At 70.3% G+C, this 12,262-nt stretch carries 10 protein-coding genes and 1 riboswitch; of the genes, 5 read left to right on the top strand and 5 right to left on the bottom strand.

Annotated elements, in window-relative coordinates:
* Positions 1 to 18: 18 nt before the first annotated feature.
* The 4 genes from groL to thrC form a co-directional block, all read right to left on the bottom strand.
* Positions 19 to 1,647 carry a chaperonin GroEL gene (groL, locus tag ACFVYX_RS29180; protein ID WP_317597853.1) on the bottom strand — a complete coding sequence of 543 codons (1,629 nt, stop codon included), beginning with the start codon at positions 1,645 to 1,647 and terminating at the stop codon, positions 19 to 21.
* A gap of 376 nt (positions 1,648 to 2,023) precedes the next feature.
* Positions 2,024 to 2,227, bottom strand: coding sequence for a cold-shock protein (locus ACFVYX_RS29185; protein ID WP_015035246.1), 204 nt, complete (start codon positions 2,225 to 2,227; stop codon positions 2,024 to 2,026).
* 411 nt (positions 2,228 to 2,638) lie between these two features.
* Positions 2,639 to 2,914: a MoaD/ThiS family protein gene (locus ACFVYX_RS29190; protein WP_055642141.1), complete on the bottom strand. Its 276-nt coding sequence runs from the start codon at positions 2,912 to 2,914 to the stop codon at positions 2,639 to 2,641.
* Positions 2,915 to 2,928: 14 nt separating this feature from the next.
* Entirely contained in the window at positions 2,929 to 4,239 is a 1,311-nt protein-coding gene (gene thrC / locus ACFVYX_RS29195; protein WP_389684609.1) for a threonine synthase, read from the bottom strand.
* Positions 4,233 to 4,376, bottom strand: a riboswitch (SAM riboswitch). It overlaps the preceding gene by 7 nt.
* Positions 4,377 to 4,539: 163 nt before the next feature.
* Between thrC and ACFVYX_RS29200 the strand changes: the two genes are divergently transcribed.
* The 3 genes from ACFVYX_RS29200 (at position 4,540) to ACFVYX_RS29210 (ending at position 8,470) form a co-directional block, all read left to right on the top strand.
* Positions 4,540 to 5,481 (top strand): glucosyl-3-phosphoglycerate synthase, encoded by a 942-nt coding sequence (locus ACFVYX_RS29200; RefSeq protein ID WP_389684485.1) that lies wholly within the window; start codon positions 4,540 to 4,542, stop codon positions 5,479 to 5,481.
* 38 nt (positions 5,482 to 5,519) lie between these two features.
* Positions 5,520 to 7,007, top strand: coding sequence for a hypothetical protein (locus ACFVYX_RS29205; RefSeq protein ID WP_389684486.1), 1,488 nt, complete (start codon positions 5,520 to 5,522; stop codon positions 7,005 to 7,007).
* A gap of 104 nt (positions 7,008 to 7,111) precedes the next feature.
* Positions 7,112 to 8,470 (top strand): trehalose-6-phosphate synthase, encoded by a 1,359-nt coding sequence (locus ACFVYX_RS29210; RefSeq protein ID WP_389684487.1) that lies wholly within the window; start codon positions 7,112 to 7,114, stop codon positions 8,468 to 8,470.
* Here ACFVYX_RS29210 and ACFVYX_RS29215 read toward each other — a convergent pair.
* The gene (locus tag ACFVYX_RS29215; RefSeq protein WP_389684488.1) at positions 8,457 to 8,798 is read right to left on the bottom strand and encodes a winged helix-turn-helix transcriptional regulator; all 342 of its coding nucleotides are present in this window, start codon (positions 8,796 to 8,798) and stop codon (positions 8,457 to 8,459) included. The genes ACFVYX_RS29210 and ACFVYX_RS29215 overlap by 14 nt on opposite strands.
* Before the next feature lie 96 nt (positions 8,799 to 8,894).
* On the opposite strand from ACFVYX_RS29215, the gene ACFVYX_RS29220 reads away from it, so the two are divergent.
* Both ACFVYX_RS29220 and ACFVYX_RS29225 read left to right on the top strand, forming a co-directional pair.
* On the top strand, positions 8,895 to 9,779 hold the full coding sequence (locus tag ACFVYX_RS29220) for an NAD(P)-dependent oxidoreductase (protein WP_389684489.1): 885 nt from the start codon (positions 8,895 to 8,897) through the stop codon (positions 9,777 to 9,779).
* A 179-nt stretch (positions 9,780 to 9,958) separates the two neighbouring features.
* Positions 9,959 to 12,262: an immune inhibitor A domain-containing protein gene (locus ACFVYX_RS29225; RefSeq protein WP_389684490.1), complete on the top strand. Its 2,304-nt coding sequence runs from the start codon at positions 9,959 to 9,961 to the stop codon at positions 12,260 to 12,262.

Raw genomic sequence — 12,262 nt, forward strand, 5'->3', positions numbered from 1 at the left:
ACCACCGATCCCGGAGGATCAGAAGTCCATGTCACCGCCCGGCATGCCGCCGCCGGCCGGCGCGGACGCCTTCTCCGGCTTGTCGGCGATGACGGCCTCGGTGGTGAGGAACAGCGCGGCGATCGACGCGGCGTTCTGCAGCGCGGAGCGCGTGACCTTCGCCGGGTCGATGATGCCCTCGGCGATGAGGTCGACGTACTCGTTGGTCGCGGCGTTCAGGCCGTGGCCGACGGGCAGGTTGCGGACCTTCTCCGCCACGACGCCGCCCTCGAGGCCGGCGTTGATCGCGATCTGCTTCAGCGGGGCCTCAAGGGCCAGCTTCACGATGTTCGCGCCCGTGGCCTCGTCACCCGCGAGGTCGGCCTCGAGCTTCTCGAAGACCGAGGAGGCCTGGAGCAGGGCCACGCCACCGCCGGCGACGATGCCCTCCTCGACGGCCGCCTTCGCGTTGCGAACGGCGTCCTCGATGCGGTGCTTGCGCTCCTTGAGCTCGACCTCGGTCGCGGCACCGGCCTTGATGACCGCAACACCGCCGGCGAGCTTCGCCAGGCGCTCCTGCAGCTTCTCGCGGTCGTAGTCGCTGTCCGAGTTCTCGATCTCGGCGCGGATCTGGTTCACGCGACCGGCGACCTGCTCGCTGTCACCGGCACCGTCGACGATGGTGGTCTCGTCCTTGGTGATGACGACCTTGCGGGCGCGGCCCAGCAGGTCGAGGCCCGCGTTCTCCAGCTTCAGGCCGACCTCCTCGGAGATGACCGTGCCGCCGGTGAGGATGGCGATGTCGTTCAGCATGGCCTTGCGACGGTCGCCGAAGCCCGGGGCCTTGACCGCGACGGACTTGAAGGTGCCGCGGATCTTGTTGACGACCAGGGTCGACAGGGCCTCGCCCTCGACGTCCTCGGCGATGATCAGCAGCGGCTTGCCCGACTGCATGACCTTCTCCAGGAGCGGGAGGAGGTCCTTCACGGAGGAGATCTTGGAGTTGACGATCAGGAGGTACGGGTCGTCGAGCGACGCCTCCATGCGCTCCATGTCGGTGGCGAAGTACGCCGAGATGTAGCCCTTGTCGAAGCGCATGCCCTCGGTGAGCTCGAGCTCGAGACCGAAGGTCTGCGACTCCTCGACGGTGATGACGCCTTCCTTGCCGACCTTGTCCATCGCCTCGGCGATGAGCTCGCCGATCTGGGTGTCGGCGGCGGAGATGGAGGCCGTCGAAGCGATCTGCTCCTTGGTCTCGACATCCTTCGCCTGCTCGAGGAGGGCGCCGGAGACGGCCTCGACGGCCTTCTCGATGCCGCGCTTGAGGGCCATCGGGTTGGCACCGGCGGCGACGTTGCGGAGGCCCTCGCGGACGAGCGCCTGGGCGAGAACGGTGGCGGTGGTCGTACCGTCGCCGGCGACGTCGTCCGTCTTCTTGGCGACTTCCTTGACCAGCTCGGCGCCGATCTTCTCGTACGGGTCCTCGAGCTCGATCTCCTTGGCGATGGAGACACCATCGTTGGTGATCGTGGGGGCGCCCCACTTCTTCTCGAGGACGACGTTGCGACCCTTGGGGCCGAGGGTGACCTTGACGGCGTCAGCGAGCTGGTTCATGCCGCGCTCGAGACCGCGCCGGGCCTCCTCGTCGAACGCGATGATCTTGGCCATGTGAAGTGGTCCTCCCGGACATGGGGTGGATAACGCTCCAGGACCGCGCCGACGCCCGCGACGGACGGCCTCCGCAACTCCGCGTGGTTCCTTGCCCCACCCGGCCGGCGGCCTCGTCGTGCTCGATCCTCGTAGCACTCTCACCTTCCGAGTGCTAACGCCAATGATTAGCACTCGACCTATGAGAGTGCAAGCCGTTCCGAAGGAACGTCGATGAGGGGTGGTGGTCGGGCGACGGGCGGGTGCAAGCGACTCTCGAGTTTCGGGAGGTGGAAGCGGGGGCGCGAGGGAGCGTGGGGAACGCACGAGGGGCCCGCGTCCCCTCAGGGATGCGGGCCCCTCGACGGCGTTGCGTCGGTGGCCGATCGCGCCGCGCTCAGACGGCGAGCTTGACCATGTCCGCCTGCGGACCCTTCTGGCCCTGCGAGATCTCGAACTCGACTCGCTGTCCCTCTTCGAGGCTGCGGTAGCCATCCATCTGGATCGCGCTGTAGTGGACGAAAACATCCGCACCACCGTCGACCGCGATGAAGCCGTAGCCCTTCTCCGCGTTGAACCACTTGACGGTGCCCTGAGCCATGCCTAACTCCCCTATTACTGGCCCTTGCGCGGGACCGCACTTCGCGGACCCGGGTCAGACCCTGCGCCGGAACGCGTCGACCGCGGCTGAATGTATCTGCCCAACTGCCCTCTGCAACAGGTCATTCGAGCGAGAATTCTGGGCGCCGGAGAAAGGCGAATCAGGGAGAATCCCCCGGATGGCGGGGCAAGTCGGGCCCGGCAAAGCGCGCAGAAGGTACACAACACGCAGGCACTTTGGCTGCTTCTTGTCGCGCGGAGACGCATTCTCATATGCGCCCGGCATGAGCAGCGGAGGGGACTTCCCCAACTCTACCGCGCTCAACCATACAGAATTGCCCCTTCCGCTTTATGGCGCGGAAGGGGCAATTCAAGAAAGACGGGGCAGCTGGGACGCCCGGTCCCCGGCGGGTCAGCCTCCGGCGACGGCCGGGATGATCGAGACGCCCGCGCCGGCCGGGGTGGCCGTCTCCAGGCCCTGCTCGAAGCGCACGTCGTCGTCGTTCACGTACACGTTGACGAAGCGGCGCAGCTTGCCCTGGTCGTCCAGGACACGGGCGGCGATGCCCGTGTGGTTCTTCTCCAGGTCCGCGATGACCTCGGCGAGGGTCGCGCCCTCGGCCTGGACCTCGGACTGCCCGCCCGTGTAGGTGCGGAGGATGGTGGGGATGCGGACGTTCACGGCCATGTCTTCTTAACCTTTCAGAGCGCCAGGCCGGCGTCGCGGAACGCGTCCAGGCTCGGGCGGATGGTGACGGTCGCCTGAGAGGTGTCGGCCACCGCGTCCAGGGTCTTGAGTCCGTCGCCGGTGTTGAGGACGACGGTGGTGAGGTTCGGGTCGATCAGACCGTTCTCGATGAGCTTCCTCGCGACGCCGACGGTCACGCCGCCCGCGGTCTCGGCGAAGATGCCCTCGGTCTGCGCGAGCAGCTTGATCGCGTCCACGACCTGCTCGTCGTCGACGTCCTCCACGGCGCCGCCGGTGCGGCGGGCGATGTCGAGGACGTACGGGCCGTCGGCCGGGTTGCCGATCGCCAGCGACTTGGCGATCGTGTTCGGCTTCTGGGGCCGCACGACGTCGTGGCCGGCCTTGAAGGCCACCGACACCGGGGAGCAGCCCTCGGCCTGGGCGCCGAAGATCTTGTACGGCTTGTCCTCGACGAGGCCCAGCTTGATGAGCTCCTGCAGACCCTTGTCGATCTTCGTCAGCTGCGAACCCGAGGCGATCGGGATGACGAGCTGGTCGGGGATGACCCAGCCGAGCTGCTCGCAGATCTCGTACGCCAGCGTCTTGGAGCCCTCGCCGTAGTAGGGGCGGAGGTTGACGTTGACGAAGCCCCAGCCCTCGCCGAGCGGGTCGCCGATGAGCTCCGAGCAGAAGCGGTTGACGTCGTCGTAGTTGCCCTCGATGGCGACGAGGTCACCGCCGTAGACACCGGCCATGACGACCTTGCCCTGCTCCAGGTCGTGCGGGATGAACACACAGGAGCGGAAGCCGGCGCGGGCGGCGGCGGCGCCGACGGCGCCGGCCAGGTTGCCGGTGGAGGAGCAGGAGAGGGTGGTGAAGCCGAAGGCGCGGGCGGCCTCGATGGCCTGGGCGACGACGCGGTCCTTGAAGGAGTGCGTCGGGTTGCCGGAGTCGTCCTTGACGAAGAGCTTGCCGGGGGCGACACCGAGCTCGCGGCCGAGGTTGTCGGCCTGGACGAGCTTGGTCCAGCCCGGGTTCAGGTTCGGCTTGTCGGCGACGTCGGCGGGGACGGGCAGCAGGGGGGCGTAGCGCCAGATGTTGGCGGGGCCGGCCTCGATCTGCTTGCGCAGCGCCTCGGGGTCGCCGGTGGGGAGCTCGTACGCGACTTCGAGAGGTCCGAAACAGAGTTCGCAGGCGAAGATCGGACCGAGTGCGAAGACTTCACCGCATTCGCGACAGGAAAGCCCGGACGCGGGACCGAGGTCGACGGTGGTGGCGGTGGTGTCGGTCTGTACAGCCATGGAGGCGAGGCCCTTTCTCCTCATCTTTCCCATGACGAATTTTTCGCCATGAGACGGATTTGGCACCTTCCCTAGCCGGTGGCCTCGCTGGAGGACGAGTTCCGACTGGAGGGTTGCCGGGGCTTCAACGGGCCGTTTCCCTCTGCCCCTCTGGATGAGCGGTATTCGATTGTGAAGCGCGGTGAAGTTCCTCGCGGACTTCGTTCCTGCGCTCCGGCGCGGGCGGCACCCCGACGTGCATCGGGCATCCGCGTTGTTCAAGACTGTAACCGAAGGCCCCGACACTCGGACCGGCCGTCCGAACCGCGAGATGGAGATCACCACGTGCTGGAAGAGGTGGAGCGCTGGCTGGACCGGCGGTCCTGGTCCGTGGCGGACCGGCCGCTGGAGCGGATCCTCGCCGCCAAGCGTTCGACGAGGGTCAGCGTGGTGCTGCCCGCGCTGAACGAGGAGGCGACCGTCGGGGACATCGTCTCCGTGATCCGGCGCGAGCTGATGAGCGAGTCGGTGCCGCTCGTCGACGAGCTGGTGGTGATCGACTCCGGCTCCACGGACCGTACGGCGGAGGTGGCCGCGGCGGCCGGGGCGCGGGTGGTCGCGCGGGACGCGATACTCCCCCGGATACCGGCGGCGCCGGGCAAGGGCGAGGTCCTGTGGCGGTCGCTGATGGTGACGAGCGGGGACGTGGTCTGTTTCGTGGACGCGGACCTGCGGGACTTCTCGGCGGACTTCGTGACGGGGATCGTGGGCCCCCTGCTCACCGAACCGGACGTCGACTTCGTGAAGGCGATGTACGACCGCCCGCTGGGTGACACCCCTGGTCAGGGTGGTCGCGTGACGGAGCTGGTGGCCCGCCCGCTGCTCAATCTGCACTGGCCGCAGCTGGCCGGTTTCGTGCAGCCGCTGGGCGGCGAGTACGCGGCGCGGCGCTCGCTGCTCGAACGGCTGCCGTTCCCGGTCGGTTACGGAGTGGAGCTGGGGCTGCTCGTGGACGCCCTGCACACCGTGGGCCTCGACGCGCTCGCGCAGGTGGACGTGGGGGTGCGCAAGCACCGCCACCAGGACGGGCAGGCGCTGGGCCGGATGGCGGCGGCGATCTACCGGACGGCGCAGCTGCGCCTTTCGCGGGGGCATCTGGTGCGGCCGCGGCTGACGCAGTTCGAGCGGGGCGAGGCGGGGTTCACCCCGCGGACGTACGCGGTGGACACGGAGGAGCGGCCGCCGATGGCCGAGATCGCGGAGTACGCGCGCCGCCGCGTGGCGTAACGCCCCACGATGATCTGTTTTGCCTACATTGCCCTTTTATGAGCTTCAGATGTATGGGCCTCAGACGGCATCACCCGGGCAGGGTGCTCGCGGCCATCGGACTGATGACGGGCTCGTTCGCGTCCGCCACGGCGGGAACGGCCGCGGCGGACGTGGTCGAGCCCTTCGGCAAGCGGTGGGGCGCGTCGCTGCACGGCGACTTCACCACGATCGGCAACACGGTCATGGGCTGTCCCGCCGCCCGCTGCGCGGCCGCGGCGGGCGGGCCGAGCTCCGGTAACGGCAGCTTCGTGAGCGAGCGGGTCGACGCGGCGGGCACCGGGGGCGGATACGGCTCCAGCACCGGCCATGTGGTGATCCCGGCGGGCGCCGAGGTCGCGTACGCGCGGCTCTTCTGGGGCGGCAACGACGGCACGTACACGAGCCCGGACGGCACGCCGCTCCGGCGCTGCGACCTCTCGGGCGCGGACGTCGCCCCGTCCCCCGGCGACCCCACCACGACCGCCCCGGTGCTCAGGGTCGGCTCGAGCCCCGCGACACCCGTCTCGATCGACAGCATGGTCGCCGACCCCGCCGGGACCGAAGGCCCGCACTACTACACGGGCGAGTCCGACGTGACCGCCGCCTTCGCGGGCGTCTCGGGGACGGACACGCCGGTGGCGGTCGGCAACGTGTGGGCGGCGAACGGCAGGGGCTGTGTGGCCGGCTGGTCCCTGACCGTCGTCCACAGGTTCCCCGGGCCCGACCCGGTCCGCGCCCCCGAACTCCGGAACGTCCATGTCTACGGCGGCCATGTCCTCCAGCGCTCGGCCTCCCCCGCCACCACGGTGACCGTCGACGGCTTCCACCGGAGCCCCGGCACGGTACGGGCGGGCGTGACCGCGTACGGGGGAGACCGGAAGACCCCGGGCGACCGGCTCCTCGCCGGCGGCCAGAACGTCACGGAGTCCCGCACCGACAACTTCTTCGTCAGTGAGGCCGACGGCGCCGTCTCCCCGAAGCCGGCCGACAACCTGAGCATCGACGCCAAGGCCTTCGAGGTCCCCGCCGGCGCCGTCCCGCCGGGCGCGACCTCGGCCACCCTGACCTTCTCCACGAGCGGCGACTCCTACCTGGTGTCCGCCCTCGCCTTCTCCGTACCGGTGTACGACCCGGAGATCACCAGGACGGCGAGCCCGGCGATCGGCAGACCGCAGCCGACCCCGACCCCGTCCCCGACACCCACCCCCACACCGACCCCGGAGCCCCCCACCCCCACACCCCTGGTGACGTCCGAGCCCACCGCGCCGGCACCTCCGGCACCCGGGCCCCACGGGAACGCCGGCGACGCCGGGGGCGGGGGGAACGGCGAGAACGGCGGCTCGATGACGGAGACCGGCGGCAACGGCGGGAACGGCGGGAACGGCGGCTCGATGGCGGAGACCGGCGGGAACGGCGAGCGGCTCTGGCTGCTCGGCGCCCTGGGCCTCGCCCTCGCGGCGACGGGCCTGGTGGCGAAGGCCGCGATGCGCGGCAGACGCGACTGACGCGCCCGGCCCGCCCGCCCGGCCCATGGCTACGGCGCGTGGCCGGATCCCCCCGTCTCGTATACGTACGTTTGAGCGTTTACGGGACGGGCTAGGTTCGCCCCATGGCTACTGTGCTGGTCGCATCGAACCGGGGCCCCGTCTCGTACAAGCTCGGCGAGGACGGTTCGCTCGACGCCCGCAGAGGCGGCGGCGGGCTCGTCTCCGGCCTGAGCGCCGTGTCCTCCCAGGAGAGTCTGTGGGTGTGCGCGGCGCTCGGCGAGGGCGACCGGGAGGCGGTCAGGCGCGGGGTCGGCGAGCCCGGCGTACGGATGCTGGACATCGACCCGGACACGTACGCCGACGCGTACAACGGCATCGCGAACTCGGTGCTGTGGTTCCTCCACCACCACCTGTACGACATCCCCCGCGAGCCGGTCTTCGACGCGGAGTTCCGCCGCCGCTGGGACGCGTACCGGGCCTACAACCGCGCCTTCGCGGAGGCGCTGGCCGCCGAGGCGGACGAGGGCGCGGCGGTCCTGGTGCAGGACTACCACCTGGCCCTGGTCCCGGGACAGCTGCGGGAACTCCGCCCCGACCTGCGGATCGCCCACTTCACCCACACGCCGTGGGCCGCCCCGGAGTACCTGCGGATGCTGCCGGAGGACATCCACCGGGAGCTGCTGCGGGGGATGCTCGGCGCGGACCGGCTCGGTTTCCACACGGAGGCGTGGGCCGCGTCGTTCCGGAGCTGCGCGGGCGCCGAAGGCGAGGGCACCCGGGTCGCCGTGCACCCCCTGGGTGTCGACGCCGACGAGCTGCGGGCGCTCGCCCACCGGCCCGAGGTGGACGAACGGCTCGCGCGGCTCCGCGAGGAGGTCGGCGACCGGAAGACCATCGTCCGGGTCGACCGCACGGAACTGTCGAAGAACATCCTGCGCGGCCTGCTCGCCTACCGCGAGCTGCTCACGACCCACCCCGAGTGGCGCGACCGGGTCGTCCACCTGGCCTCGGCGTACCCGTCCCGCCAGGACCTGGAGTCGTACCGGCTGTACACGGCCTCGGTGGCGGCCCTCGCGGACGAGATCAACGCCGAGTTCGGCACACCGGACTGGCAGCCGGTCCTGGTCTCCGTCCAGGACGACTTCCCCCGCTCCCTCGCCGCCTACCGCCTCGCCGACGTGGCCCTGGTGAACCCGGTGCGCGACGGCATGAACCTGGTCGCGAAGGAGATACCGGTGGTCTCGGAGGCGGGCTGCGCCCTGGTCCTGTCGACGGGCGCGGGCGCCTACGAGGAGCTGAAGGAGGACGCGCTCACGGTGAACCCGTACGACGTGTCGGAGACCGCCGATGCCCTCCACCGGGCCCTGTCGATGCCCACCTCAGAACGCGCCGACCGCACGAAACGCCTCGCGACGGCTGCGACGGCGCTACCGCCCCAGCGCTGGTTCCTGAACCAGCTGGAGGCGCTCAGGGCGCGGTGATCCGCTCCCGCCCCCACGCCGCCAGCGGTTCGAGGGCCTCGTTGAGGCGGATGCCGTCCTTCGTGAGGGTGTACTCCACGCGGGGCGGCACCTCGTCGTACGAGACGCGGTCCACGATGCCGTCCGCCTCCATCTCGCGGAGGTGGGAGGCGAGGACCTTCTCGGTGATGCCCGGGATCTGCCGGCGCAGTTCGCCGAAGCGGCGGTGCGGCTGCTGGTGGAGCGCCCAGAGGATGAGCACCTTCCACTTGCCGCCGATCACCTCCATCGCGGTGTCGATCCCGCAGACATGCCCGTCGTCCGCTCCCGGCCGGTTCAGCGTCGCCATGCGTCCCCCCTCTGGTCTGCTCGCTCACCCCAGGGTAACCACCCACTCCGAAGTGGGTACTTGAGCAGGTCAGAGGCGTGCAGCAGCCTGGTGGACATGACGCAGAACATCGCAGTGAAGTCCCCCGTCACCCTCCTCGGCCTCGGTGCGATGGGCACCGCCCTGGCCCGTACCTGGCTCGCCGCCGGTCACCCGCTCACCGTCTGGAACCGCACCCGGGCCCGCGCCGACGCGCTGGCCGCCGAGGGCGCGAAGGCCGCTGACAGCGCGTCCGCCGCCGTCGCCGCGAGCCCGCTCGTCATCGTCTGCCTCCTCGACGACGACTCCGTCGGCACGGCCCTCGACGGTGTCGACCTGACCGGCAAGGACCTGGTCAACCTGACCACCACGACCCCCGCCCAGGCCCGGGCCCGCGCCGCCTGGGCCGAGGAGCGGGGCGCCCGCTACCTGGACGGCGGGATCATGGCCGTACCGCCGATGGTCGGGATCCCGGAGGCCGGCGGTTATGTGTTCTACAGCGGCTCGCGGGAGCTGTTCGAGCTCCACCAGGAGGCGCTCGCCGTGCCGGTCGGCACCACTTACGTCGGCGAGGACGCGGGCTTCGCGGCCCTGCACGACGTGGCACTGCTCAGCGCCATGTACGGGATGTTCGCCGGGGCCACGCACGCCTTCGCCCTGGTCCGGCGGGAGAACATCGACCCGGTCGCGTTCGCCCCGCTGCTCGGGAACTGGATCAAGGCGATGGTCGATCCGTCGGTCGAGCAGACGGCCCGCCAGCTGGTGAGCGGCGATCTCACCGCGGACGTGGTCTCCAACCTGGCGATGCAGGTGGCCGGGACGACGACCCTGCTGACCACCGCCGAGGAGCAGGGCGTCAGCGCGGAGCTGATCCGGCCGCAGTTCGACCTGATGCGCCGCCTCCTCGCCGTGAGCACCGGCGAGGAGGACCTGACGGGCGTGGTGGACCTTCTTCTCGCGTAGCGGGCGGCACCGGCGGCCGGTAGCCGATTACCGGTAGCCGGTAGATCGGCTACCGGTAATCGGTGCGAGCCCCTCCTCCTGAGGGGTGCTCCCGTGTCAGACTCTGCGGCGATCGTTCCCCCAGGCGATCCGTTTTTCCCCATGAGGCACATGAGGCAAGCGGAAGGATCGCGACAGACGTGAAGAAGATTGTCGTGGGCATGACCCTCGGGTCGGCGCTCACCGCCCTTCTCGCGGCGGGGCTCACCCCCGCCAGCGCGCAGGAAGCCCCGGACACCCCGGCCGGTGCCGCCGCGCACCGGCCGGACAACCGTCCGGGACCGCTCACCAAGCAGCGCACCGAGCTGCGGGAGAAGGCGATCGACCTGGTCGCCAAGGGCAAGGCCAAGGCGAACGCCGAAGGCGTCGTCGAGGTCGCGCCCGGCAAGTTCACCGAGATCGAGACCACCACCGCCGACCGTCAGGAGAAGATCTTCACCATCCTCTCCGAGTTCGGCACGGACGGCTCCGGCAAGTACGGCACGGTCCCCGGCCCCCTGCACAACGAGATAGCCCGGCCGGACCGGAGCGTGGACAACTCCAACGCCTGGACGGCCGATTTCGACAAGGCGTACTACGAGAACCTCTTCAACGGCCCCGGCGAGTCGATGAAGACCTACTACGAGAAGCTGTCGGGCGGCCGCTACTCGGTCACCAACACCGTCGAGGACTGGGTCAAGGTCCCCCACAACGCCTCCTTCTACGGCGACAACGCCATCGAGGACAACGGCGGCTCGTGGGCCTTCGTCCAGGACACCGGCGACGCCTGGTGGAACGCCCAGCTCGCGGCCGGCAAGACCCCGGCCGAGATCGACGCGTACCTCGCCCAGTTCGACGTCTGGGACCGCAACGACTGGGACCACGACGGGAACTTCGACGAGGCCGACGGCTACATCGACCACTTCCAGGCCGTCCACGCCGGCATGGGCGAGGACGCGGGCGGCGGCGCGCAGGGCGAGGACGCCATCTGGTCGCACCGCTGGTACGTCAACGGCGACGACTACGGCCTGACGGGACCGGACGTCTCCGGCACCCAGAACAAGGCGGGCGGCGCCCGCATCGGCCAGTCGAAGTACTGGCTCGGCGACTACACCACCGAGGGCGAGAACGGCGGACTCGGCGTCTTCTGCCACGAGTTCGGCCACGACCTCGGCCTGCCGGACTACTACGACACCGACGGCGGCGAGAACTCCACCGCCTTCTGGACCCTGATGAGCTCCGGCTCGTGGCTCGGCCACGGCGCCGCCGCGAACGCGGGCATCGGCACCCACCCCGGTCTCATGGGCGCCGAGGAGAAGCTCTTCCTCGGCTGGCTGGACTACACCGACGCCCCGCTCGGCGCCACCGGCACGTACACCCTCAACCCGGCGCAGCTCCAGGTCACCGGCAAGGACCAGGCGGTCCGCGTCGCGCTCCCGGACAAGGCGAGCAGCACCACCTACACCACGCCCACCTCCGGCACCCACGCCTGGTGGACCGGCTCGGCCGACGGCCTCAACCAGTCCCTCACCCGCTCCGTGCCGGCCGCCTCGCGCGTCACCGTCAAGGCGAGCGCCTGGTACGAGATCGAGGCCGACTTCGACTACCTCTTCGCCGAGTACTCCCTCGACGGCGGCGCCAACTGGGCCCGCGCGGGAGCGGCCGTCGACGGCTCGTCGGCCGGGAAGTGGACGACCCTGCGGTACGCGTACGACTCCGCGGGCAAGCCCTCGCTCTTCCGGTTCCGCTACCAGACCGACGGCGGCGTGCACTACGCCGGCGCGTTCCTCGACGACATCACGCTGAGCTCGGGCGGCACGACCCTGGCCACCGACGACGTCGAGCAGGGCGCGGGCGCCTGGACCGCCACCGGCCGCTGGTCGATCTCCACCGGGACCGAGACGGCGACCTACCCGCGCTACTACCTCCTGGAGAACCGCGAGTACGTCGGCTCCGACGCGCTCCTCGCCGAGGGCCCGTACCAGTTCAGCAAGCCCCTCACCGCCCCGGACTGGGTCGAGTACTTCCGCTACCAGAACGGCATGCTCGTCTGGTACGTCGACCGGTCCTTCGACGACAACAACGTCAGCGCCCACCCGGGCGGCGGCCAGGCCATGGCCGTCGACGCCCGCCCGGCCCCCTTCCGGTACGCCGACGGGACCGCGCCCAGCAACCGGCGCCAGCCCTTCGACGCGACCTTCGGCCTGGAGGCCACGGACGCCACCTGCCTCCACAAGGAGGTCCTGGTGGGCAAGGGCGGCAGCCAGACCGTCGAGACGCGGGCGGCCTGCGCCCCCTCCGTCCCCGGCATCCCCGTTTTCGACGACACCGACCCGAACGCCTACTACGACACCTCGGCGCCGCAGGCCAGCGTGAAGGTCGCCGGCCACGGCGTCCGCGTCACGATCACCGGCGACGCCGGTGACGACCTGACGATCAGCGTGACCAACCCGGCCGCGCACTGA

Source organism: Streptomyces sp. NPDC058326 (assembly GCF_042879855.1).
In the GTDB taxonomy this organism is placed as follows: domain Bacteria; phylum Actinomycetota; class Actinomycetes; order Streptomycetales; family Streptomycetaceae; genus Streptomyces.

What these genes read in the sequence shown, in the direction of transcription:
- ACFVYX_RS29190 (WP_055642141.1), bottom strand. Translation starts at nt 2,914, where the DNA reads ATGGCCGTGAACGTCCGCATCCCCACCATCCTCCGCACCTACACGGGC.
- ACFVYX_RS29205 (WP_389684486.1), top strand. Translation starts at nt 5,520, where the DNA reads ATGAGCTTCAGATGTATGGGCCTCAGACGGCATCACCCGGGCAGGGTG.
- ACFVYX_RS29210 (WP_389684487.1), top strand. Translation starts at nt 7,112, where the DNA reads ATGGCTACTGTGCTGGTCGCATCGAACCGGGGCCCCGTCTCGTACAAG.
- ACFVYX_RS29220 (WP_389684489.1), top strand. Translation starts at nt 8,895, where the DNA reads ATGACGCAGAACATCGCAGTGAAGTCCCCCGTCACCCTCCTCGGCCTC.
- thrC (WP_389684609.1), bottom strand. Translation starts at nt 4,239, where the DNA reads ATGAGGAGAAAGGGCCTCGCCTCCATGGCTGTACAGACCGACACCACC.
- ACFVYX_RS29185 (WP_015035246.1), bottom strand. Translation starts at nt 2,227, where the DNA reads ATGGCTCAGGGCACCGTCAAGTGGTTCAACGCGGAGAAGGGCTACGGC.
- groL (WP_317597853.1), bottom strand. Translation starts at nt 1,647, where the DNA reads ATGGCCAAGATCATCGCGTTCGACGAGGAGGCCCGGCGCGGTCTCGAG.
- ACFVYX_RS29215 (WP_389684488.1), bottom strand. Translation starts at nt 8,798, where the DNA reads ATGGCGACGCTGAACCGGCCGGGAGCGGACGACGGGCATGTCTGCGGG.